General features: G+C 66.4%; 22 protein-coding genes. All 22 read right to left on the bottom strand.

From position 1 onward, the window contains the following. Positions 1–2 precede the first annotated feature (2 nt). Complete coding sequence (gene metK, locus B0I08_RS02560; RefSeq protein ID WP_106209481.1) at positions 3–1,199, bottom strand: methionine adenosyltransferase; 1,197 nt, start codon at positions 1,197–1,199, stop codon at positions 3–5. A 21-nt stretch (positions 1,200–1,220) separates the two neighbouring features. Then, complete coding sequence (gene coaBC, locus B0I08_RS02555) at positions 1,221–2,480, bottom strand: bifunctional phosphopantothenoylcysteine decarboxylase/phosphopantothenate--cysteine ligase CoaBC (protein WP_106209994.1); 1,260 nt, start codon at positions 2,478–2,480, stop codon at positions 1,221–1,223. A 78-nt stretch (positions 2,481–2,558) separates the two neighbouring features. After that, a complete protein-coding gene (gene rpoZ, locus B0I08_RS02550) occupies positions 2,559–2,819 on the bottom strand; it encodes a DNA-directed RNA polymerase subunit omega (RefSeq protein ID WP_106209480.1) in 261 nt (86 codons plus the stop codon). Between the two features lie 89 nt (positions 2,820–2,908). After that, positions 2,909–3,811, bottom strand: a complete 903-nt coding sequence (gene gmk / locus B0I08_RS02545) for a guanylate kinase (protein WP_106209479.1) — start codon at positions 3,809–3,811, stop codon at positions 2,909–2,911. Next, complete coding sequence (gene pyrF / locus B0I08_RS02540; RefSeq protein WP_106209477.1) at positions 3,808–4,653, bottom strand: orotidine-5'-phosphate decarboxylase; 846 nt, start codon at positions 4,651–4,653, stop codon at positions 3,808–3,810. The genes gmk and pyrF overlap by 4 nt, the downstream gene beginning before the upstream one ends. Then, entirely contained in the window at positions 4,650–7,943 is a 3,294-nt protein-coding gene (gene carB, locus B0I08_RS02535; protein ID WP_106209475.1) for a carbamoyl-phosphate synthase large subunit, read from the bottom strand. The genes pyrF and carB overlap by 4 nt, the downstream gene beginning before the upstream one ends. Beyond that, the gene (carA, locus tag B0I08_RS02530) at positions 7,943–9,106 is read right to left on the bottom strand and encodes a glutamine-hydrolyzing carbamoyl-phosphate synthase small subunit (RefSeq protein ID WP_106209473.1); all 1,164 of its coding nucleotides are present in this window, start codon (positions 9,104–9,106) and stop codon (positions 7,943–7,945) included. The genes carB and carA overlap by 1 nt, the downstream gene beginning before the upstream one ends. Beyond that, on the bottom strand, positions 9,106–9,651 hold the full coding sequence (locus tag B0I08_RS02525) for a PH-like domain-containing protein (protein WP_146134297.1): 546 nt from the start codon (positions 9,649–9,651) through the stop codon (positions 9,106–9,108). Before B0I08_RS02525 ends, carA begins: the two co-directional genes overlap by 1 nt. After that, entirely contained in the window at positions 9,644–11,017 is a 1,374-nt protein-coding gene (locus tag B0I08_RS02520; RefSeq protein WP_106209469.1) for a dihydroorotase, read from the bottom strand. The genes B0I08_RS02525 and B0I08_RS02520 overlap by 8 nt, the downstream gene beginning before the upstream one ends. 20 nt (positions 11,018–11,037) lie before the next feature. After that, positions 11,038–11,985: an aspartate carbamoyltransferase catalytic subunit gene (locus B0I08_RS02515; protein WP_106209467.1), complete on the bottom strand. Its 948-nt coding sequence runs from the start codon at positions 11,983–11,985 to the stop codon at positions 11,038–11,040. After that, complete coding sequence (gene pyrR / locus B0I08_RS02510; RefSeq protein WP_106209465.1) at positions 11,982–12,512, bottom strand: bifunctional pyr operon transcriptional regulator/uracil phosphoribosyltransferase PyrR; 531 nt, start codon at positions 12,510–12,512, stop codon at positions 11,982–11,984. Before pyrR ends, B0I08_RS02515 begins: the two co-directional genes overlap by 4 nt. A gap of 840 nt (positions 12,513–13,352) precedes the next feature. Beyond that, a complete protein-coding gene (locus tag B0I08_RS02505) occupies positions 13,353–14,189 on the bottom strand; it encodes an ABC transporter permease (RefSeq protein WP_425432983.1) in 837 nt (278 codons plus the stop codon). Between the two features lie 281 nt (positions 14,190–14,470). Further along, entirely contained in the window at positions 14,471–15,535 is a 1,065-nt protein-coding gene (locus B0I08_RS02500; RefSeq protein WP_106209462.1) for an aliphatic sulfonate ABC transporter substrate-binding protein, read from the bottom strand. Between the two features lie 2 nt (positions 15,536–15,537). Then, the gene (locus B0I08_RS02495) at positions 15,538–16,464 is read right to left on the bottom strand and encodes an ABC transporter ATP-binding protein (protein ID WP_181243140.1); all 927 of its coding nucleotides are present in this window, start codon (positions 16,462–16,464) and stop codon (positions 15,538–15,540) included. A gap of 110 nt (positions 16,465–16,574) precedes the next feature. Continuing rightward, positions 16,575–16,988 carry a transcription antitermination factor NusB gene (gene nusB, locus B0I08_RS02490; RefSeq protein ID WP_106209460.1) on the bottom strand — a complete coding sequence of 138 codons (414 nt, stop codon included), beginning with the start codon at positions 16,986–16,988 and terminating at the stop codon, positions 16,575–16,577. Beyond that, positions 16,988–17,548 (bottom strand): elongation factor P, encoded by a 561-nt coding sequence (efp, locus tag B0I08_RS02485; RefSeq protein WP_106209458.1) that lies wholly within the window; start codon positions 17,546–17,548, stop codon positions 16,988–16,990. The genes nusB and efp overlap by 1 nt, the downstream gene beginning before the upstream one ends. An 84-nt stretch (positions 17,549–17,632) precedes the next feature. Then, positions 17,633–18,073 (bottom strand): type II 3-dehydroquinate dehydratase, encoded by a 441-nt coding sequence (locus B0I08_RS02480; protein WP_106209456.1) that lies wholly within the window; start codon positions 18,071–18,073, stop codon positions 17,633–17,635. A 35-nt stretch (positions 18,074–18,108) separates the two neighbouring features. After that, the gene (aroB, locus tag B0I08_RS02475; RefSeq protein ID WP_106209454.1) at positions 18,109–19,194 is read right to left on the bottom strand and encodes a 3-dehydroquinate synthase; all 1,086 of its coding nucleotides are present in this window, start codon (positions 19,192–19,194) and stop codon (positions 18,109–18,111) included. After that, positions 19,191–19,694: a shikimate kinase gene (locus tag B0I08_RS02470; protein WP_245884457.1), complete on the bottom strand. Its 504-nt coding sequence runs from the start codon at positions 19,692–19,694 to the stop codon at positions 19,191–19,193. Before B0I08_RS02470 ends, aroB begins: the two co-directional genes overlap by 4 nt. Continuing rightward, positions 19,687–20,895 (bottom strand): chorismate synthase, encoded by a 1,209-nt coding sequence (gene aroC, locus B0I08_RS02465; protein ID WP_106209452.1) that lies wholly within the window; start codon positions 20,893–20,895, stop codon positions 19,687–19,689. Before aroC ends, B0I08_RS02470 begins: the two co-directional genes overlap by 8 nt. Positions 20,896–20,916: 21 nt before the next feature. Continuing rightward, entirely contained in the window at positions 20,917–21,786 is an 870-nt protein-coding gene (locus tag B0I08_RS02460; RefSeq protein ID WP_106209450.1) for a shikimate dehydrogenase, read from the bottom strand. Then, the gene (gene mltG / locus B0I08_RS02455) at positions 21,786–23,012 is read right to left on the bottom strand and encodes an endolytic transglycosylase MltG (protein WP_106209448.1); all 1,227 of its coding nucleotides are present in this window, start codon (positions 23,010–23,012) and stop codon (positions 21,786–21,788) included. The genes B0I08_RS02460 and mltG overlap by 1 nt, the downstream gene beginning before the upstream one ends. Positions 23,013–23,132 lie beyond the last annotated feature (120 nt).

Raw genomic sequence — 23,132 nt, 5'->3', positions numbered from 1 at the left:
GGCTACAGCTTGGCTGCGTCGCGGAGGGCGTCCACGCGGTCGAGGTTTTCCCAGGTGAACGTCGGCAGCTCGCGACCGAAGTGTCCGTAGGTCGCGGTTGCCGCGTAGATGGGCCGCAGCAGGTCGAGGTCGCGAATGATCGCGCCCGGTCGCAGGTCGAACACCTCACGAATAACGCGGGTGATGGTCTCGTCGTCGACATGGCCGGTGCCAAAGCTCTCCACGTAGAGACCAACCGGCGAAGCCTTACCGATCGCATACGCGACCTGAACCTCGAGGCGATCAGCAAGCCCGGCAGCCACCGCGTTCTTGGCAACCCAGCGCATCGCGTACGCGGCGGAGCGGTCCACCTTCGACGGGTCCTTGCCGCTGAAGGCGCCGCCGCCATGCCGTGCCGCGCCACCGTACGTGTCCACGATGATCTTGCGGCCCGTGAGGCCCGCGTCGCCCTGGGGACCGCCGATGTGGAAGATACCCGTGGGGTTCACCAGGATGCGGGCGTCGGCGGAGGTGAGCCCGATTCGCTCGAGCACCGGGCGGATGACCAGACGTTCCATCTCGACGCGGAGGTCTGCCGTGGAAATGAGTGGCGAGTGTTGCGTGGACAGAACGACGGTCTCCACCGTGCGGGGCTGCGTTCCTTCATATCCGACAGTGACCTGGGTCTTGCCGTCGGGACGGAGGTAGTCGACCAGCCCGGTCTTGCGCACTTCGGCGAGGCGTTCTGCCATCCGGTGGGCGATCCAGATCGGCACAGGCATAAACTCTGGCGTTTCGGTGGAGGCGTAGCCGAACATGATTCCCTGGTCACCGGCGCCCTGGAGGTCGTCCGCGTCGACGCTCGACTCTTCGCGGCTCTCGATGGCGTTGTCGACTCCCTGGGCAATATCGGGAGATTGCCCGCCGATCGAGACGGAGACCCCGCAGGATCGACCGTCGAACCACACGTCGGAGGAGTTGTATCCGATGTCGGAGATGCGCTTTCGGACGATCGAGGGGATGTCGACGTACCCGCTGGTAGTTACCTCACCGGCGACGTGCACCAGCCCGGTCGTGACGAGAGTTTCTACCGCAACCCGCGCGTGCGGGTCTTCGGTAAGCAGGGCGTCGAGGATGCTGTCACTGATCTGATCACAGATCTTGTCTGGGTGTCCTTCGGTGACGGACTCGGACGTAAACAGGCGCAGACTACTGCTCATTCTGTGGCTCCAGCGGGTATTTCACGGTTGTGGCGCGTGCTTGAGGCGCAACAGATCAAGGATGCGATCTGCTACCTCCCGTTTACCTCCGGACGCCTCGCCAACTATATCCCCGGCGTTACTGAGAAGAATTACGGTGTTGACGTCCGTTGCAAACCCTGCGCTCCACCCGACGGTGTTGAGGACCAGATAGTCGCTTCCCTTGCGCACAACCTTGGCTCGCCCGAGCGTGAGCAGGCGGTCGCGGTCGGTTTCTGTTTCGGCAGCGAACCCGATGATCGTGAGATCGGGTTGCGGCTCGGTGCCAGCGTGTCGTTCGGCTCGTGCCGCGGCGATGTCGGCGAGGATGTCGGGGTTCTTCACGAGCGTCAGCTCGAGCCGGTCGCCCTGGGAGTCTTTCTTGATCTTCGCCTCAGCGACCGTCTCGGGTCGGTAGTCGGCGACGGCCGCTGCCATGATGACGGCATCGGACTCGACCACGGCCGTGTGGACGGCGGTGGCCAACTCGGCGGTCGAGCTCACCCGCGTGACCGTCAGGCGGGGCAGGCCAAGCAGAGGAGCGAGATCGACCTCAACGTTGGCCGCGATCAGGTGCACGGTGGCACCGCGTTCGGTGGCAGCGGTCGCCAACGCGACGCCCTGCTTGCCGCTGGAGCGGTTGCCGATGTACCGTACGGGATCCAGCGGCTCTCGCGTTCCTCCGGCCGTGACCAGCACCCGCAGGCCCGCGAGGTCGCCGTTCGAACGCGCTGCCTCGTCATTACCGAGTGCCACAGCCGCGGCGACGATCTCTTCGGGTTCGGACATGCGGCCTTCGCCCGAGTCCTTGCCGGTCAGCTGACCAACGCCGGGGCCCACGAAATGCACCCCGCGCTGGCGAAGCAGCGCCACATTGGCGACGGTTGCGGCGTTACGCCACATCTCGGTGTGCATGGCCGGGGCCAGAAGTAGAGGTGCGGTGCTCGCGAGGATTGTGTTGCCGAGCAGGTCGTCGGCAAGCCCTGCCGCCAGCTTGGCGATGGAGTTTGCGGTAGCCGGGGCGACGAGGATGAGGTCCGCGCCCTGCCCGAGGGCGACGTGGCGCACCTCGGCGACACCCTCGTACAGGTCGGTGTGCACGGGATTACGACTGATCGCCTCGAACGTGGGCTTCCCCACAAAGCGCAGGGCGGCCTCGGTTGCGATGACCTGCACCCGGTGCCCGGCCAGCACCAGAAGCCGTACGACACCGACGGCCTTGTAGGCCGCGATTCCCCCGGTCACACCGACAACGATGTTCAGGGACACGGAATCCGTTCCGCCGGAGTCGGGGGTGGCGCCGTTGTCAGCACCAGCACCAGAGTGCAGGGACGTGCCTGACTACTCTTCGATCAACGAGGTCAGAACGAGCTTGTCCTCGTTGACCTCGCGCAGTGCGACGGAGAGCGGCTTGTCGTCGATGGTCGAATCGACGAGGGGTCCGACGTTGTCGAACAAGCTTCCCTCGTGGAGGTCGGCGTAGTAGTCGTTGATCTGGCGTGCACGCTTGGAGGCAAAGATCACCAGGGCGTACTTGGAATCGACCTTCGAGAGTAGCTCGTCGATGGGCGGGTCGATGATTCCGGTCTGCTTGTCAGCCACGGGGACTCCTTGGTTCGTTACGAAAAGTACTGATGGTGCGGCGCGGTGCCTGAAAATACCACGGCGCCTGCACAGAAATCGGGTGCCTATCAGCGAGAGGCAGCAGGCACCAACGTCAAGTCTACGACTTCCTGGGCGGCTTGGGCGACTTCGCGGTTAACAACCTTGTAATCGAACTCGTCCTGCGCCGCCAGCTCGACCTTTGCGGTCTCGAGCCTCCGGGTCTGTTCCGGCCCGGATTCTGTGCCCCGGCCGATCAGCCGGCGCACCAGCTCGTCCCATGTCGGCGGCAGCAGGAACACCAGCACGGCCTCCGGCATCGCTTCGCGCACGAGGCGCGCTCCCTGCAGGTCGATCTCGAGCAATACCCTCTTGCCCTCGGCCAACGCGGAGTCAATCGGCGGTCGCGGCGTGCCATAGCGGTAGGAGTTGTGAACCGTGGCCCATTCCAGCAACTCCTGCTCCGCAATCATCCGGTCGAATTCGGCGTCGGAGACGAAATAGTAATGAACGCCCTCAACCTCACCCGGGCGCGGCGCTCGGGTGGTAGCAGACACGCTGAGCAGGATGTCGGGGTAGTTCTCCCGAATGTACGCCGAGACGGTGCCCTTACCGACGGCGGTGGGACCGGCGAGAACGACGAGCCTGCGCGGCTCCACTCCCCCTTCGCGTCGCATCAGGTAGCTGCGCAGCTTGCCGCGCTGACGTACGCCCAGGCCACCGACCCGCTTGGATTCGGCGATGCCCAGCTGGGCCATCACCCGGGCTGCGCGGGTCGGCCCGAGCGTGGGCACACTGGTCAGCAACTCGCGCACCCGCAGGGTCGCCTCGGGTGATTCAGGCTCGGTCCAGGCCGTCTCGGCCACGTCGGTGGCGGTGCGGGTGCGGGTCGCAACCGCGTTCTTCACGGCGGCGCGCGCACGTCGGGCGGCAATCGCCGCTCGCGACGCTGCGACGCGGTCAACTTCTGGCGGGGTGGGACGGGGACTCACGCGGAAAACACCTCAGCAAGTTGTCTGGTCTGCGCCCGGATTACATCCGTGATTCCGTCGGGGCCGGCATCAAGGATGGCGCGGGATGAGCTCACCACAACGTTGTGCGCGGCGCTCCCGTAGACAGTGTGGAGGGCATCGAATCCGACACCCTGATGGCCGAATCCCGGAGCGAGAATGGGCGTCGCCGCCAGGTCGGAGTCGGAAAGGCCGTAGTCACCCAGAGCCACCGTTGCGCCGATCACAACACCGATGTCTCCGAGCGGCTTTCGATTCCAACTATTCACCTCTGCCACGATACTCGCGGAAACGCTGCGACCGGCTTGTTCTCCGCGAGCAATTACGGCGGTCTGGATGCCCACGGACTCCGGGTTGGAGGTCGCGGTCAGCACAAAAAGCCCCTTTCCGCCGGCGATCGCCAGGGCGGCGGGTGCTTCAAGCGAGCCGACACCCTGGAAGGCGCTCACGGTCAGTGCATCCGCTTCGAGCGGGCTCCCCGGCGTGAGCCAGGCCTGCCCGTAGGCCTCGACACTGGTGCCGAGATCCCCACGTTTGGCGTCGGCGATCACCAGCAGCCCCGCGGAGCGCGCTGCGGCGAGCACGTCCTCGAGGGCCGCGAAACCAGCCGAGCCGTGGCGCTCGTAGAACGCCACCTGTGGCTTGACGATGCCGGCGCGTGCGGACGCGGCATCCACCACACGCAGCCCGAAGTCCCTCACTCCCGCAGCCGAATCGGAAAGGCCCCAGCGCTCGAGCAGGTAGGGGTGCGGGTCGATCCCCACACAGAGGTGGCCAGCGCGCTCGAACGCTGCGCTCAGGCGTTCACCGAACGAGCCGCTCACAGGCGTGCGGCGCGGTCGAGCGCGTAATCCTGCAGGCTGCGGACGTCGAACCCTGAAGCCGTTGCCTCGATGGATGCCACGGCCGCAGCCAATTGCGCGATGGTCGTGAACAGCGGCTTATCTGCTGCGACGGTGGCCGTACGAATCTCGTAGCCGTCCGCACGAGCGCTGCGACCGCTCGGCGTATTGATGACCACGTCGACCTCGCCTGCGTTAATGAGGTCCACGATCGACGGCTCGCCCTCATGCGATGCCTGCCCCAGGTCGTACTTGCGCACCACCCGGGCTTCGATTCCATTGCGGCCGAGGATCTCCGCGGTGCCCTCCGTCGCCAGCAGGGTGAACCCCAGCTGCTGGAGGCGCAGGATCGGCAGGATCACGGCACGCTTGTCCCGGTCGGCAACCGAGACAAACACGGCGCCGCTTGACGGCACTCCGCCGTACGCGGCCTCCTGGCTCTTGGCAAACGCGCGCGGGAAGTTCGAGTCGATGCCCATGACCTCGCCGGTGGAGCGCATCTCCGGGCCGAGCACGGAGTCGACGATGTGCCCTTCCTTCGTGCGGAACCGCTTGAACGGCAGCACGGCCTCCTTCACCGCGACGGGCGAGTCGATCGGTACGACCGACCCGTCCTGCACCGGCAGGAGACCGGATTCGACGAGCTCGCGGATCGACTTGCCGACCATGATCAGCGAGGCGGCCTTCGCCAGCGGGATGCCGAGCGCCTTGGAGACGAACGGTACCGTTCTCGAGGCGCGGGGGTTGGCCTCGAGCACGTACAGCACGCCCTGGCCGATGGCGAACTGCACGTTCAGCAGGCCCTGCACGCCGATGCCCTTCGCGATGCCGAGGGTGGCCTCGCGCACGCGGTTGATCACGTCGCGGCCGAGGGTGACGGGAGGCAGGGTGCACGCCGAGTCGCCGGAGTGCACGCCGGCCTCTTCGATGTGCTCCATGATGCCGCCGACGTACAGTTCGGTGCCGTCGAAGAGAGCGTCGACGTCGATTTCGATCGCGTCGTCGAGGAAGCGGTCGACCAGCAGCGGTGAGCCCGGAGCGATGATCGCCTGGTCCTTCACCCGGTCGAAGTAGTCGAGCATCGATTCGGTGTCGTAGACGATCTCCATGCCGCGGCCGCCGAGCACGTGCGAGGGACGCACCAGTACCGGGTACCCGATGTCTTCGGCGATCGTGACGGCTTCGCCCACGTTGGTGGCGGTGCCGTTTTTGGGGGCGAGCAGACCGGCGTCGGCGAGGATCTTGGAGAACAGTCCACGCTCCTCGGCGAGGTCGATCGCCTCGGGTGAGGTACCGAGGATCGGCACCCCGGCGTTCTTCAGGGCCTGGGCCAGCCCGAGCGCGGTCTGGCCGCCGAGCTGCACCACAACGCCCACCAACTCGCCGCTCGCACTCTCTGCGTGGATGATCTCGAGCACGTCCTCGAGGGTGAGCGGCTCAAAGTACAGGCGGTCGCTCGTGTCGTAGTCGGTGGAAACGGTTTCGGGGTTGCAGTTGATCATGATCGTCTCGTACCCGGCGTCGGCGAGGGCGAACGAAGCATGCACGCAGCTGTAGTCGAACTCGATGCCCTGACCGATGCGGTTGGGGCCCGAGCCGAGGATGATCACCTTGCGGCGATCGCTCGGGATCACCTCGGTCTCGAGGTCGTAGCTCGAGTAGTGGTACGGGGTCAGGGCGGGGAACTCCCCCGCGCAGGTGTCGACCGTCTTGAATACCGGGCGCACTCCGGCGCTCCAGCGTGTGCTGCGCACCTCGGCCTCGGTGCTTCCCCGTAGGTCGGCAATCTGGATGTCGCTGAAGCCGTGGTCTTTGGCGAGGCGCAGGGTGAGCTCGTCGAGAGCGGGAGCCCCGGCGATTTCCTCGGCCACCTCGTTGATCAGCACGATCTGGTCGATGAACCAGGGATCGATCTTGGTCGACTCGAACACCTCGGCGGTGGTCGCCCCGGCGCGCAGGGCCTGCTGCACCGTGACGATACGGCCGTCGGTGGGGACCTGGGCGATGGCGAGCAGTTCGGCCTTGTCACCGATCTCGCCGTTCCAGTGGAAACTGCTTCCCCGCTTCTCGAGCGAGCGCAGCGCCTTCTGCAGGGCGGTGGAGTAGTTGCGACCGATGGCCATGGCCTCGCCGACCGACTTCATGGTGGTCGTCAGGGTGGCGTCGGCCGACGGGAACTTCTCGAACGCAAAGCGCGGAACCTTGACGACGACGTAGTCGAGCGTGGGTTCGAACGATGCGGGGGTCACCTTGGTGATGTCGTTGGGGATCTCGTCGAGGCGGTAACCGATGGCGAGCTTTGCCGCGATCTTCGCGATCGGGAACCCCGTCGCCTTGGAGGCGAGCGCGGACGAACGGGACACGCGCGGGTTCATCTCGATCACGATGATGCGGCCGTCGGCGGGGTCGATCGCGAACTGGATGTTGCAGCCGCCGGTGTCGACGCCCACGGCGCGGATGATGTCGATGCCGATGTTGCGCAGGTTCTGGTACTCACGGTCGGTGAGGGTCAGGGCAGGAGCAACCGTGATCGAGTCCCCGGTGTGCACCCCGACGGGGTCGACGTTCTCGATCGAACAGACGACGACCGTGTTGTCGGCGGTGTCGCGCATCAGCTCGAGCTCGTATTCCTTCCAGCCGAGAATGGACTCCTCGAGGAGCACCTCGGTGGTGGGGCTCTGGTGCAGGCCGTCTGTGACGATTCGGATGAGCTCGTCGGGTGTGTAGGCGAAGCCGGACCCGAGGCCGCCCATTGTGAAGGAGGGGCGCACCACGAGCGGGTAACCGAGGTCTTCCGCGAAAGCCGTTGCTTCCTCCACGGTGTGGGCTATGTGGCTGCGTGCGACACCGGCGCCAGCATCCAACACCAGCTGTTTGAAGATCTGCCGGTCCTCACCCTTATTGATCGCCTCGAAGTTCGCGCCGATGAGCTCGACGTCGTACTTCTCGAGGATTCCGTGCTTGTGCAGGTCAATCGCGGCGTTGAGCGCGGTCTGGCCGCCGAGGGTGGGGAGGATCGCGTCGGGCTTCTCCTTGATGATGATCGACTCGATAACCTGCCAGGTGATCGGCTCGATGTAGGTGGCGTCGGCGAAATCGGGGTCCGTCATAATGGTCGCCGGGTTGGAGTTGACGAGAATGACCCGAACGCCCTCCTCGCGGAGAACTCGGCAGGCCTGGGTTCCCGAATAGTCGAACTCTGCGGCCTGTCCGATCACGATCGGACCGCTGCCGATGACCAGGACGGACTTGATATCTTCGCGCTTCGGCATTACTTGCTTTCCGTTCCGGTGGTCGTTCCTGATTCGCGCGGGTTGGCAAGAACCATGTCGCGGAACCGGTCGAACAGGTAGTTGCTGTCGTGGGGGCCGGCGGCTGCCTCCGGGTGGTACTGCACGGAGAAGGCCGGAATGTCGAGGGCGTTGAGTCCCTCGACGACGTTGTCGTTGAGGTTGACGTGACTGACCTCGACGCGACCGAACCCGGCCGGCGAGGTCGAGATCTCTCCGATGGGGGCATCGACGGCGAAACCGTGGTTGTGGCTGGTGATCTCGGTGCGTCCGGTGACCACGTCCACTACCGGCTGGTTGATGCCGCGGTGACCGAAGGGGAGTTTGTAGGTGCCGTAGCCGAGAGCACGGCCGAGGAGCTGGTTACCGAAGCAAATGCCGAAGAACGGCAGGCCGTCTTTGAGTACCGCCTGGAGCAGCTCGACGTGTGCGTCGCTGGCGCCGGGGTCTCCGGGGCCGTTGGAGTAGAACACGGCGCTCGGCTGGAGAGCCTGGATCTCGGCGAAGGTGACCGCCTGCGGGAGCACGTGTACGTCGAAGCCGCGAGCCGAAAGGTATCGCAGCGTTGAGGTCTTGACTCCGAGATCGAGCACAGCGACGGAGCCGATACGCTCCCCCTCGGCCGGGAGCATGTACGCGACCGTTGTCGACACGGTTCCGGACAGGTTCTGGCCGGTCATCGATGCCGCCGACCGCACGACAGCAAGCTGCTCTTCGGCGGGCAGCCTCGCGTCTTCGCCGGAGAATACGCCGGCGCGCATCACGCCGGCGTCCCGCAGGCGGCGGGTCAGTGCGCGGGTGTCGATCCCGCTGATTCCCACCACCGACTCCTTGACGAGGTTGTCGTCGAGGGAGCCGTTCGCGCGGAAGTTGGACACAACGCGGGAGGGATCGCGCACGACGAATCCGGCCACCCAGATTCGCGCGGACTCCGGGTCTTCACTGTTCACCCCCGTGTTGCCGATGTGGGGCGCCGTCATGACGACGATCTGGCCGGCGTAGCTCGGGTCGGTGAGCGTCTCCTGGTATCCGGTCATGCCGGTGGCGAAGACGGCTTCGCCAATGGTGCGCCCGCGGGCGCCGTAGGCCCGGCCGGTGTAGCGGGTGCCATCTTCGAGAACGAGAACTGCGGGGTCGAGGGCCACTAGGCCGTCCTTCCAGTCGGTGCGGTGAAAATGAGGTTGAGGGCTTCGATCAGCTCGTTGGCTGCCTCGAGGCGGAAATAACTGTCGACGGTCGTCTGCGCATCGGCCGCGGCGCCAGCGTCGGCATGCGGGAGCGCGTCGGCGGCCCCGAGGGTCCAGCCCACGAGCACCAGCCCGCCCGGTTCGACCACGCGGTCAATGGTCCAGGTTGCCCTGGTCACTTCGCGGAGGGCAGCGGCGGGAATGAAGACCTCGGGCTCCCCGCGCAGCGCCAGCACGACGCCCGTCTCCGCGACTGTCAGTCGGGCTCGCGCGCGAAACCCGAGGCCCCGAACCGCGACGCGGTTGAGCGGATCCCCGGCCAGTGTGGTCGCAACGTACAGTCCGTCGAACGTGCCCCGAATTGCGCCGAGGTCTTCCGGAACCGGCGCAGGTTGCCCGAGTCCGGCCTGACGGCGCTTGCGTGCGCGCCAACCGAAGAGCATCAGAGCCAGCAGGAGCAGGAGCAACACCACCACGAAGCCCATCAGCAGCGGCCTATCCACGAGCCACCGCCGCCCTAGTAGCGACCAGCGCGCTGGCAGCGACCGCGCTGGCAGCGACGACCGAGCTGTCGACCAGTGCGCCGTCGAGAACGGTGGCGTAACCATCATGAATAGTGGCGACCACGCGACCGGGCAGCTCGAGGTCGAGGTAGGGGGTGTTCACTCCCTTGCCGGCGAGGTGCTCGAGGCCGAACGACCGGCGCACCGCGGGGTCGTACAGGGTGAAGTTCGCAATCGTTCCCTCAGCGAACGGGGCGGCGTACCCACTGAGGCGGCCGATGGCTGCGGGTGCTGCTGACAGTACGCGCGCGACATCCGCCCATCCCAGCTGACCGCTGTCGACCACCGCCGCCTGCACGACGCTGAGCGCTGATTCAAGCCCGACCATCCCGAAGGCGGCCTCGGCCCAGGCGCATTCCTTCGCTTCGACCGGGTGCGGTGCGTGGTCGGTCGCGACGATGTCGATCGTGCCGTCCGCGAGACCCTCGCGAAGCGCCAGCACGTCCTCGGACCGGCGGAGCGGCGGATTCACCTTGTAGCGCGAGTCGTAGCTGCGAACGAGGTCCTCGGTGAGAAGCAGGTGGTGCGGGGTTGCCTCGGCGGTCACCTGGATGCCCCGTGCCTTGGCCCAGCGGATCACATCGACCGAGCCGGCCGTAGAGACATGGCAGATGTGCAGGCGGGCTCCGACATGCTCGGCGAGCAGCACGTCGCGGGCGATGATGGACTCCTCCGCCACCGCTGGCCACCCCGCGAGGCCGAGCTCGCCGGAGAGGGCGCCCTCGTTCATCTGGGCACCCTCGGTGAGTCGGGGCTCCTGGGCGTGCTGGGCGATCACCCCGTCGAAGGTCTTGACGTACTCCAGCGCGCGACGCATGAGCAGGGCGTCATGCACGCACTTTCCGTCGTCGGAGAACACGCTGACCTTCGCACGTGACTGGGCCATCGCACCGATCTCGCTGAGACGTTGCCCCTCAAGGCCGACGGTCACCGCGCCGATCGGGCGCACGGTCGCATAGCCATGGCGCACTCCGAGCGAAGCTACCTGCTCGACAACTCCGGCGGTGTCGGCGACGGGAGACGTGTTTGCCATTGCGTGCACGGCGGTGAAGCCGCCCAGCGCTGCGGCGCGGGATCCCGTCAGGACGGTCTCGCTCTGCTCGAAACCTGGCTCGCGCAGGTGGGTGTGCAGGTCGACGAGGCCGGGCAGCGCGGTCAAACCGTCCGCGTCGATGACGGTCGCACCCGCTGCGGTAAGGCCGGTGCCCGTTCGAAGAATGCGACCACCCTCGACCAGGATGTCCGTGCGACTGCCGTTCGGCAGTACCGCGCCAACGACGAGCAGTGTCGGGTTAGTTTCACTCATCTGAGTTCCTCGCAGGGTCGTCATGGCTTCACCGAGCCGGAGAGCAAGAGGTAGAGCACGGCCATCCTTATCGAGACCCCGTTCGCCACCTGTTCGAGCACGGTCGACCGCGCGGAGTCGGCCGCGTTGGCCGAGATTTCCAGGCCGCGGTTCATGGGGCCGGGGTGCATAACCATGGTATCGGGACGCAGGCGGGCGAGTCGCTCATCGTCGAGGCCCCACTGCCGGGAGTATTCGCGCGCGTTCGGGAAGAACGCCGCGTTCATGCGCTCGGACTGGATGCGCAGCATCATGATGACGTCGGGATCGTCGTCGATGGCGGTGTCCAGGTCGAAGCCGATCGTCGCCGGCCAGCCGCTGGTATCCACGGGCAGCAGGGTCGCGGGCGCGATCAGATTGACTGTCGCCCCCAGCGCCTGGAGCAGCCAGACGTTCGAGCGCGCGACCCGGCTGTGCAGGATGTCGCCCACGATGGTCACCCGGAGTCCGTCGAGGTCCTTGCCGCGCGAGGCAGAGCCGTGAAGGCGGCGGCGCATTGTGAAGGCATCGAGGAGCGCCTGCGTGGGGTGTTCGTGTGTTCCGTCGCCCGCGTTGAGCACGGCCGCGTCGATCCAGCCGCTGCGGGCGAGGGTCTGCGCAGCGCCGGACGCGGAGTGGCGAATGACCACGGCGTCCGCGCCCATCGCCGCGAGGGTCTGGGCTGTGTCTTTCAGGCTTTCACCCTTGGACACGCTCGACCCCTTGGCGCTGAAGGTGATCAGGTCCGCGCTCAGGCGCTTGGCGGCGAGCTCAAACGAGGTGCGGGTGCGGGTCGAATCTTCGAAGAACAGGTTGATGACGGTTTTGCCGCGGAGGGTCGGCAGCTTCTTGATCTCGCGGTGAGCGACATCCGCCATGTCCTCTGCAACATCCAGGATGCCCACGGCGGTCGCCCTGTCGAGGTCGCGGGTTGACAGCAAGTGCCTCATGATTCGATCGTCACCTCTTCGACTCCGTCAGTGTCTCTGAGGCGAACGCGAATCCGCTCTTCGGACGAGGTGGGAAGGTTCTTGCCCACGAAGTCCGCCCGGATCGGCAGCTGCCGGTGCCCGCGGTCGACCAGCACGGCGAGGCGGACGGCGCGGGGGCGCCCATAGTCGCCGAGCGCGTCGAGCGCCGCGCGGATGGTGCGTCCGGAATAGAGCACGTCGTCAACGAGGACGACGGTTTTGCCGTTGACGCCGCCGGACGGGATCTGGGTGGGAGATGGCGCACGGGTCGGCTGGCCCGCGAGGTCGTCACGGTACATCGTCACGTCGAGAAACCCCACGGAGCCGGAGCCCGGTTCGATCTCGTCGAGGATCGCCCCGATACGGCGCGCCAGCTCAATGCCGCGGGTGGGGATACCCAGGATCACAAGGTCTGAACCACCGCGATTGGACTCAAGGATCTCGTGGGAAATCCGGGTCAACGCTCGCGAGATGTCAGCGGGCTGCAACACAGTGCGTGCAGTCACGATGACCTCCTTCCCCGTCTCTCTGGACGGAACTTAAAGGATGTCTAATAGCCCCACCTTAGCATCGGCTCCGCCCGAGCTTGCTCAGGTCAGGACCTCCAGCCCTACTGCTCGCGTCCTCCGGCACTAGTCCGCGCGTCCTCCGGTACTGCTGCTCGCGTCCTCCGGCACCGGCGGTTGGCCTGGCGTCTGGCAATTCAGGAACTGAGACACAAGCCGAATCGGGGCGGTCAGCGCTGGCGCGGGTGCGGCAGCGAGGCACTGCCAGATCTCCTGAATTGCCAGACCGGAGACTCAAACTCCTGGATTGCCACACCCGCGACCGCGACAATTCAGGAGATGAGCCACGCGCGGATCCGGGGCGGTCAGCGCTGGCGCGGGTGCGGGCACGCGTCACGACCGCAACTCCTGAATTGTCAGAAGTACGAACACAACTCTCGATGAGCCCGACGCGCGATTCCAACTCTTGAACGGCTCGATCGACGCGGCAGTCCAGTCCGGACCGGCTGGATCGACGCGGCAGTCCAGTCCGGACCGGACTCGAACCCACACCGGCGGAGGTGCAGCACCGCCTCTCCCCTCCGCTGCCCCACCCCTACGCTGACACTGACTCTGACGCTGACAATTCAGGAACTGAGACACGCGCCGAATCGGGGCGGTCAGCGCTGGCGCGGGTGCGGCAGCGAGGCACTGCCGGATCTCCTGAATTGCCAGACCCGAGACTCGAACTCCTGAGTTTCGCGACCGGAACTCCTGAGTTTCCAGATGCGCGACCGATACTCCTGATCTTCCAAGAGCGTGACCGCGACTCCTGAGTTTCCAGACGGAAGGTTCAGGGGGTCAGGACCATCGCTTCAGGAGATAGCGCTCGAGCACTCCGACGAGGCCATCGGTGATCTTGCCGAGGACAGCCAGGAGGACGATGGCGAGGAACAGCCGGTCGATGCGCCCGTTGTTCTGCGAGTCGTTGAGCAGGAATCCGAGACCGAGGGAGGAGCCGAGGAGCTCCCCCGCCACCAGAAAGAGCCAGGACTGCGCGAGCGCGAGACGCAACGCGGAGACAACGCTCGGCACAACGGCGGGCAATTGCACGACTCGCAGCAGCGCGGTGCCGCGGTAGCCGTAGGCGCGTCCGGCTTCGACCAGATGCTCATCAACGTGGCGGAGCGCCGCAGACACCGTGGTGTAAACGGGGAAGAACGCGCCGATGGCGATCAGCAGAACCTTCTGGTCTTCGCTGTAGCCGAGGTAGAGGGCAAGCAGCGGCAACCACGCGAGCGACGGAACCGCCCGCAGCGCGCCCAAGGAGGGGCTGAGCACGACGGAGCCAATCCGCGACAGCCCGACCGTCGCTGCGACGACGAGACCGACGATCGAGCCGAACAGAAATCCGAGCAACACCCGCTGCGTGGAGATGGCGACGTGGAGGCCCAGCTCACCGCGCGCAGCGAGGTCAGTACCAGCGAGAAAGACCGACGACGGCGACGGAAGCCGATACGAGGGCACCAGCCCGGAGGAAGCGATCAACTGCCAGATGAGCAGGATGAGCCCCGGCAGCAGGAGGCCGCCGAGAATCGTCAGGATCGTCGTCTTCCAGCCCCGACGTGAGCCGCGACGCGCCTGGCCCAAGGCGGAGCCCGCGGCGGAGAATCCGAAGCTGCTGGAGAACTGGAACAGGGTTGCCGCTGTCCCTCTCCCGCGTCCGGCAGGGCCCCCGCGGCTGGGTGCGCCCTTCGCATTGGACGCGTCCGCAGCGCTGGACGCGACTGCAGCGCTGGACGCGTCCGCAGTGCTGGACGGGACTGCAGTGTTGGACGCGTCTGCATTTCCCAGCGCACCCGCACTGCCGGGCACACCCTTCGTGTCTGTTGTGGCCCGGGTGCCGGGCGCGTTCCTCCGGCGGGCGGCGGCCGAGTTGGGACGATCGCCTACCTGAGTTCCGCGCGGCTCACTCATGGTCAGCCGAGGGCCGACGGGTCGGCCTGCTCCGCGTAGCTCGGTTCGAACAGCGAGTCGAGCGCTTTGTCGATAGCGTCCTGAGAGGCTACGTCACCGGACTCAACAAAGATCGGCCCGATCACCTCGAGCACGTCGTGCTGGGCATCACCGGGCACGGGGTCAATGTCGAAGTTGGTGCGTTCCGTGACCACCGCGGTGGCGATTGCAGGATCGATGCCCGCAACCTCAGCGAGGATCGCGGCGGTCGCCTCCGGGTCTTCGATGGCAAACGCACGAGCCTTCTCATACGCGTTCACCACCAATTGAGCCAGGTCGGGTGAGGCCGCGAGAAACTCCTCGGTCGCGTTCAAAAAACCGTAGCTGTTGAAGTCGATGTTGTCGTAGATGATGGTCGAACCGGCCGTGGCGACGCTGGTGGAAAGCAGCGGGTCAAGTCCCGACCACGCGTCGACCGCTCCGCTTTCGAGGGCAGCTTTGCCGTCGGCGTGCTGCAGGTTCTGCACGTCGACGTCGCCCGCCGCGACCCCCGCTTCGGCCAGGGACTGCAACAGGAAGAAGTAGGGGTCCGTGCCCTTGGTGGCGGCCACCGATCGGCCGGCGAGCTGGCTCACCTCCGTGATGTCCGAACCCGCAGGGACGAGGATCGCCGCCCAATTTGGCTGCGAGTAGATGTCAATGGTCTTAATCAGCAAGCCATTGGACGCCGCGAGCAGCGCTGCGGATCCCGCGGTGGATCCGACATCGACCGCGCCAGCGCGGAGTGCCTCGTTTGCTTTGTTAGACCCCGCAGACTGAATCCAGTTCACCGTGACGTCGCCGCCGAGCTCATCCTCGAGCCAGCCCTGATCCTTGATAATCAGGCTGAGCGGGTTGTACGTCGCAAAGTCGATGTTGAGAACGTCTGAGCTCCACCCGGCCTCGGTCTCTTCATCGTCCGAGACGAGTGCGGACCCCTCGCCGGCGACACAGCCGGTAAGCGCCAGCGCGACGGTGGTGGCCAGGGCAAGAAAAACGGGGGCGGACCGGCGACGGCCGAGACGCGGGGTTCGTGTTGTATTGGTCATGGTTACCTCTGCTGTGGGGTGATCTCGGGTTGGGTGAAGTCGGTCGGGGTGAAGTCAGACGGGGTCGGGTCGGACGGGGTGGGGTCGGACGGGGTCGGGTCGGAGTCGGAGCGATGCACGGACACCCCGAGCCCCTCGAGGAGCCTGGCGCGAAGTGCGGCGAGGGCGGCGTCTCCCCGATCACGAGGCCGGGAGCCGGGAACCGAGACGATGGAGCGGATGTCGGCTCCGCCACCCACCGGCGCGTTCGGGTCTTCGCCCAGCAGCACAATCCGGTCGGAAAGGTAGAGGGCCTCGTCGACGTCGTGGGTGACGAGGATGATCGTCGCCGGCTCCACCGCGTGGATCTCGAGGAGGAGGTCCTGCATCGTCAGGCGTGTCAGCGCGTCGAGCGCGCCGAACGGCTCGTCGAGCACCAGGACTCCTGGGCCCCGCGCCAGTGCGCGGGCGAGAGACGCACGCTGCGCCATGCCGCCGGAGACCTGCCGCGGTCGAAGTGAGGCGGCGTCGGCCAGCTGAACCAGGGTGAGCAGTTCGGCGACCCGCGCACGGCCGGCGCTGCGCTGGGTCTGCCGGGGAAGTCCGAGTTCGACATTGCGTTCGATCGTGCGCCAGGGCAGCAACCTGGGCTCCTGGAAACCCACCGCACAGCGCTGGTCGATGCCAGCGAGAGCGGTTCCGCCGATTCGAATTGTGCCGACGTCGGGGGTGTCGAGTCCGCTGATCTGGCGCAGGAGCGTGGACTTGCCGCACCCCGACGGACCAAGCAGGGCGACAATCTCACCGGCGGCGATGTCGAGCGTGATGTCCTTCAGTACCGCCCGGTGCGCTTCCGAAGGGCGCTGCCCGGGGAAGCTCCGCCCAACGCCCGTGAGGCTCACGGGCAGCGCGGGGGCGGTGACGCCTGTGCTGGTTCGACTGATGGACACACTAGGAAACTAGGTGCGTCCCGGCCCCAAGGGAAATGCGAGCGTAACGAAGAGTCATCTTCGCTACGCTCGCTGGTGTGCTGCCGACCGGGGTCCGCGGCGACGAGGTGTTACGCGTTGATTTGGGCGATCCGACCCAGGAGTCCGTTGACGAACCCTGCGGAATCTTCCGTGCTGAGGACGGTCGCGGACTCGACTGCCTCGGAGATCGCGACACCGTCGGGAACAGCGTCGTTGTGGAGCAGCTCCCAGATTCCGATGCGGATGATGGCTCGGTCGACGGCGGGCATCCGCTCGATGGTCCAGCCCTGCGAGTACGTCTCGATGAGTTCGTCGATCTCGTCGCCGTGGGCAGCAACCCCCTCGACGATCTCCTTTGCGTACTGCCAGGAGCTCGCACGCAGCGGGTCGGCGAGCTGCCGGTTCTCCTCCGCCAACAACGAAGCGTTGATGGACTCGCCGCGCACGTCGGCGCCGTAGAGAACGTCGAGGGCGCGTTTACGCGCTTTACTCCGAGCGCCCACTAGTTGACGCGGCCGAGGTAGCTGCCGTCGCGGGTGTCGACCTTGACGCGGGTGCCCTGCTCGAGGAACAACGGAACCTGGATCTGGTAGCCGGTCTCGACGGTGGCGGGCTTGGTGCCCCCGGTCGAGCGGTCACCCTGGAGGCCGGGCTCCGTGTAGGTGATCTCCAGCACGACGGAGGCGGGAAGCTCGACGTAGAGCGGGTCGCCGTTGTGCAGGGCGAGGGTGACGTTCTGGTTCTCGAGCATGAAGTTGGCGGCGTCGCCAACCTGCGCCTCGGTGAGGGTGATCTGGTCGTAGTCGGCCACGTTCATAAACACGTAGCTGTCGAGGTCTTTGTAGAGATACTGGAACTCGCTGCGGTCCACAACCTCGGTTTCGATCTTCGCGCCGGCGTTGAAGGTGCGGTCCACGACCTTGCCGCTCATGACGTTCTTGACCTTGGTGCGCACGAACGCACCGCCCTTGCCCGGCTTCACATGCTGGAAGTCGATGACGGTCCAAAGCTGGCCGTCCATGTTGAGAACGACGCCGTTCTTGATATCGCTGGTGGAGGCCATGCCGGTGTGTATCCGTTTCGTGGAGGGAAAGAAGAGGCGTCTCGCGCCGCCCGCGGTTAAACGGGCACCGTCGAGTGTACTTGCCTAGGAGGCGAGTCGCCCAATGGAGCTGAGCGCCAGCACGTACGAGTCGAATCCGAAACCGGCGATGACGCCGGTCGCGACACCCGAGATCACACTCGTGTGGCGGAACTCCTCGCGGGCGTGTGGGTTGGAGATGTGCACCTCAACCAGGATGCCGCCACCCTTCGTGACAAGCGCCGCGGCATCCCGCAACGCGTACGAATAATGCGTAAACGCCGCCGGATTCAGGATGACGGGGCTCGCAGTGTCTACCGCCTCGTACAACCACGAGATAAGTTCAGACTCGTCATTGGTCTGGCGCAGGTCGATCGTGATGCCTGCGGGCGCCTCTGCCTCGAGCAGCGCTTTCAGCGCCGCCATGTCCTGGCTTCCATAGACGTCGGGCTCGCGACTGCCGAGTCGTCCGAGGTTGGGTCCGTTCAAGACCAGCACAGTGCTCACTCGCCCAGCCTATCGGGAGGGGCGGAGGCGATCAGCTACACACCAATCTCGGCGTAGGCGGCGAACAGCAGTGCCTCTTCTGGGCCGGTCAGCACGCTTGGCTTACCGATGTCATCGAGAACGATGAAGCGCAGCATGCCGGCGCGCGTCTTCTTGTCGCGCTGCATGGTGGCGAGCAGCGTTTTCCAGCGGCCGAGCGGGTAGGTGGTCGGCAGGGTCAGCGACTCGAGGATGCGGCGGTGTCGGGCGACCGCCTCGTCGCTGAGGGACCCGGTGATCCGGGAGAGCTCTGCAGCGAACACCATGCCCACCGAAACAGCCGCGCCGTGCCGCCAGGCGTAGCGCTCGGCGTGCTCGATGGCGTGGCCGAGCGTGTGCCCATAGTTGAGGGTTTCGCGGAGGCCAGCCTCCTTGAAGTCCGCCCCGACGACTCTCGCCTTCATGGCGATTGCCAGCTCGATCAGTCGGCGGAACTCGGGCGTGGCCGGGTCGACCGCGCGATCGACGTCTGCCTCGTAGATGTCGAGGATCTCCGGCTCGGCGATGAACCCGGCCTTCACGATCTCGGCAGACCCGGCGAGAATCTCGTTGCGCCCGAGCGTCGCCAGCAGGTCGAGGTCGACGAGCACCGCGGCCGGTGCGTAGAAGGCACCGACGAGGTTCTTGCCCTCGGCGGTGTTGATCCCGGTTTTACCGCCGATCGCGGCATCTACCATTCCGAGCACGGTGGTCGGAATCTGGATCAGTCGCACGCCGCGCAGCCAGGTTGCCGCGACGAATCCGGCGAGGTCGGTCGTGGCTCCCCCGCCCAGGCCGATGATCACGTCGCTGCGGGTGAAGTCGGTCTGGCCGAGAACCTGCCAGCAGAATGCTGCGACCTCTACCCGTTTGGCGGCCTCGGCATCCGGAACCTCGGCGAGCACCACTTCGTAACGATCGAGGAGGCTGTCGCGCAGTTCATTGGCCTTCGCACCCAGGGTGGGGGCGTGGACGATCATCACCTTGGTCGCCTTGGACCCGATGATCTCCGCGAGCCCGGAGAGCAGGCCGCGCCCGATGACGACACTGTAGGGGTCTGCGCCGCCCACGGGGATGGTGGTGGTCTGCTCGGTGTCTGTCACGAGTCGTTCTCCTGTATCCAGCGTGCGACATCGGCGGCGATGTCGTCGAGGTGGCGATGCGAGGTGTCGAAAGTGCGGGTGGCGAGGCTCTCATAGAGGGGACGGCGCGCGTCAACCAGCGCCTGCCACGAGTCAACCCCCGCCACGAGCGGCCGTTTACCCGTGGTGATCCGCGCCTCGACGGCGGCACGCGTAACGGTGAGCAGCACAACGCGCTGGTCGACCAGGTCCCGTTGGGTATCGGCGTGCAGTACCGCGCCACCGCCGAGGGCGACGACGGCCTCTTCGGTCAGCGCCTGCTCAACCGCTTCGCGCTCGAGCTCGCGAAAGTGGGGCTCGCCGTGTTCCGCGAAGATATCGCTGATCGCGCCGTGCGCGGCCACGATTCGCTTGTCCGTGTCGACGAACGGAACACCGAGCAGATTCGCCACGCGCTTACCCAGGCGCGTCTTACCCGCGGCGGGCGCTCCGATCAGCACCAGGAGCGGTCGATCAGGCACGGTCGTCAGCCGCCCGGGCCGTGCGGTGGCGGGCGGGAATAGCCGCGAGGTACCCCTCGAGGTTGCGTTTCGTCTCTTCGATCGCGTCACCACCGAACTTTTCGAGCACGGAGTTCGCGAGTACCAGCGCAACCATCGCCTCCGCCACGACACCAGCGGCAGGCACGGCACAGACGTCGGAACGCTGGTGGTGCGCCTCGGCAGCGACGCCGGTTGCGACATCCACCGTCCGAAGCGCATGGGGCACCGTCGCGATCGGCTTCATGCCGGCGCGTACCCGCAGGATCGTGCCGGTGCTCATGCCGCCCTCGGTGCCCCCGGCCTTGTCGGACAGCCGGGAGATCTCCTCGCCGTCGGTGACCAGCTCATCGTGGGCTTCCGAGCCGCGACGGGTGGTGGTGAGGAAGCCGTCGCCGACCTCGACGCCCTTGATCGCCTGGATGCCCATGAGGGCCGCGGCCAGCTGGGAGTCCAGTCGACGGTCCCAGTGCACGTAGGAGCCGAGTCCCGGCGGCACGCCGTAGGCAAGAACCTCGACCACACCGCCCAGGGTGTCCCCCGCGCTCTGGGCGGCGTCGACCTCGGCCACCATCGCGGCGGAGGTACCCGCGTCGAAGCAGCGGAGGGGATCCGCGTCCAGCGCGGCGACGTCGGACGGCATCGGCAGCTCTGCGCCCTCGGGCACCCGAACCGTGCCGATAGACAGCGTGTGGCTCACCAGCGTGATGCCGAGTTCCGCCAGGAATGCCCGCGCGACGGCACCGAGCGCCACCCGCGCGGCGGTTTCGCGCGCGCTGGCCCGCTCGAGCACGTTGCGGGACTCATCGAAGTTGTACTTCTGCATGCCGACCAGGTCGGCGTGCCCGGGCCGCGGGCGTGTGAGCGCAGCACCTCGGCCCTTCGGCAGGCTCTCCCGGTCAACCGGCGACGCGCTCATCACGTCGACCCAGCGAGGCCACTCGGTGTTGCCGATGCGCAGCGCGACCGGGCTGCCCATCGTCAACCCAAAGCGCACGCCCCCAGAGATGTTCAGCTCGTCTTCTTCGAACTTCATCCGGGCGCCGCGACCATACCCCAGCTTGCGCCGGGCAAGATCGGCGCGGATGGCGTCGAGACTGACGGGCACGCCCGCGGGCATCCCCTCGATAGTGGCCACCAATTCGGGGCCGTGGGACTCACCTGCGGTCAACCAACGAAGCATGTAAGAATCCTCCCACAGGCCCTAGGGCGTCAGCGCCGCCCGCATTGACTTCAGCACCAAGGATTCGTCGGGCAGCGGTGTGCTCGCGTCGCCGGCGACAAAAATACGCACCTGCGCGATCGCCTGGTGCACGAGCATCTCAAGGCCCGAGATGACGGTGCCCTTGGCCGCCTGCCATTCGGTGGCCAGTGCGCTCGGCCAGGGGTCGTAGGCGACGTCGAGGAGTACCGAGCGCGCCCGCATCCGGTCGGAGAAGAGCTCCGCCTCGAGCGAGATCCCTCCGGGCAACGTGCTGATGACGGCATCGGGCACCCCTTTCGGACGGTCGGCTGCGTCGTCGGAGAAAGCCTGCACCGTGACATCCATTCCGAGATGCCGACCAAGCTGGGCGAGTTCGAGCGCCTTAAGCGGTGTGCGCACCACGATGAGCGCGCGGTCAGCCCCCAGCTGGCTTGAGGCGATGAGAGCGGATGCCGCGGTCGCACCCCCACCGAGGAGGTAAATGTAGCCGAGCTTATTGACCCCGTTCGTCTCGAGCGCTGCGCGGACGCCGTACACGTCGGTGTTGAAGCCCCGGATGGCGCGGGTGTCCCCCTCGGGCGAGAACAGAACGGTGTTCGCCCCACCGGCGAGGTTCACGATCGCGTCACGCGAGTCGAGCAGGGGAAGCACGCTCCGCTTGAGCGGCATGGTCAGGGAGAGCCCGCGCCACTGCGCTGGCCGCGACCGGACGAACTCGGGCAGGGCGTCGACCGTCACCTCGACCGCGTCGTAGTGCCAGTCGAGGCCGAGGGCACGGTAGGCGGCCGCGTGCAGCGCCGGCGACTTCGAGTGACCGATCGGAGACCCGAGAACCGCCAGCTGCTGCCGCGCATCGGCGGAATCCGTCATCAGTTGTCCCAGTCCGGGTTCGCCCGGATCCAGTCCTGCCACTCCAGCACCGCGGCTTCATGCTCGGCGAACGTGACCGAGAATTTGGTCTCGCCGGTGTCGCCGTTGACGAGAACCATGTACACCCAGTCCCCCACGGCGGGATTCAGCACAGCATTGATCGCATCGTCTCCGGGAGCGGAAATCGGGCCAACGGGCAGTCCGGGGTTCGCGTACGTGTTGTACAGGTTGCTCGCATCCCCACGCTCTTCGTCGGTGGTGAAAATCGATGTGCCGCCTGTGCCGTAGCTCACGGTCGCATCCGACTCGAGGTTCATCGGCGGAGTCATCGCCAAACGGTTGAGGAACAACCGGGCGACGATCGGGAAGTCCTCAATGCTTCCGCCCTCCTTCTGCACGATTGAGGCGAGTGTGAGCACGCGCTGGCGGTCAGCCACGGCTACTCCGGCGGCATCGAGCGATTGCAGCATGCGGTCAGCCATCGTCTGCAGGATCTGTTGCGCCGTCACACCCGGCTCGAATTCGTAGGTCGCGGGAAAGAGCCAGCCCTCGAGGCTGGGCGCCGTGGCGGGCACGCCGAACGCGGTGTAGTTCGCTGCGACCGCCTCAAAGTCGGATAGCGGCAAACCGGTGCCCTCGGAGAGGGACGCGAGTGTTTGGGGAAGAGTGGAGCCTTCGGTGATGAGAACCCTGGATGTCGCGACGTTGGCCGGGTTCGCCAGCACGTCCAAGGCTGACTGGGCGCTCATTTCTTTCTGGAGAGGGTAGCTGCCCGGCATAAAGGTCGGTTGAACTTCCTGGGCGACCAGCAGGTCGTAGAAGGCGTCGTAGGTCATGGTGACCCCGGCCTCTTCCAGCTTCGTCGCGATGTCCCCGCCGACGTCGCCGGATACAATGGTCACCGTGACCGCTTCACCGTTGCCGGTGCCCTCGTAATCGTTGGGCAGCTCGATGCCGAGCACCTGGCGCACCTGGTCCTCGAACATCACCCAGACCGCGGCCGCGGCTCCGCCGACGAGCGCGAGTAGCACGACCAGCACCCACAGCCAGATGAGCCAGAGGCGCCGACGACGCGGCGGGCGCCCGGAAGGGTGCGGCGGCGGCGGCCAGGATGCCCCCGAGTCGGGATCGGTGCCGCGTTTGCCGTCCGCGCTCGACGGACCGAACAGCTGGTCGACGGTCAGCGGTTCATCGTCGGCGCTGGTCGGCCGCTCTGTGGCTGGCATGGCTGTGGCTGGCATCGCTGTGGCTGGCTGCTCTGTGGCCGGCACCCCTGAGCTCGACGCAGATGGCGAGGCCGTAGCGGGCTCCACCTGGGGCGCTGGTTGGGCTGGGTCGGCCGCACG

It is taken from the genome of Glaciihabitans tibetensis (assembly GCF_003003265.1).
GTDB classification, from domain to species: domain Bacteria; phylum Actinomycetota; class Actinomycetes; order Actinomycetales; family Microbacteriaceae; genus Glaciihabitans; species Glaciihabitans tibetensis.
Note: the sequence above shows the minus strand (reverse complement) of the source record. Positions and strands in the feature narration are given on the sequence as shown.

Bases quoted from the DNA above. Each gene is read 5' to 3' on its own strand.
- metK (WP_106209481.1), bottom strand. From the start codon at position 1,199: ATGAGCAGTAGTCTGCGCCTGTTTACGTCCGAGTCCGTCACCGAAGGA.
- carB (WP_106209475.1), bottom strand. From the start codon at position 7,943: ATGCCGAAGCGCGAAGATATCAAGTCCGTCCTGGTCATCGGCAGCGGT.
- B0I08_RS02520 (WP_106209469.1), bottom strand. From the start codon at position 11,017: ATGAGTGAAACTAACCCGACACTGCTCGTCGTTGGCGCGGTACTGCCG.
- B0I08_RS02515 (WP_106209467.1), bottom strand. From the start codon at position 11,985: ATGAGGCACTTGCTGTCAACCCGCGACCTCGACAGGGCGACCGCCGTG.
- B0I08_RS02500 (WP_106209462.1), bottom strand. From the start codon at position 15,535: ATGACCAATACAACACGAACCCCGCGTCTCGGCCGTCGCCGGTCCGCC.
- efp (WP_106209458.1), bottom strand. From the start codon at position 17,548: ATGGCCTCCACCAGCGATATCAAGAACGGCGTCGTTCTCAACATGGAC.
- aroC (WP_106209452.1), bottom strand. From the start codon at position 20,895: ATGCTTCGTTGGTTGACCGCAGGTGAGTCCCACGGCCCCGAATTGGTG.
- B0I08_RS02460 (WP_106209450.1), bottom strand. From the start codon at position 21,786: ATGACGGATTCCGCCGATGCGCGGCAGCAGCTGGCGGTTCTCGGGTCT.
- mltG (WP_106209448.1), bottom strand. From the start codon at position 23,012: ATGCCAGCCACAGAGCGGCCGACCAGCGCCGACGATGAACCGCTGACC.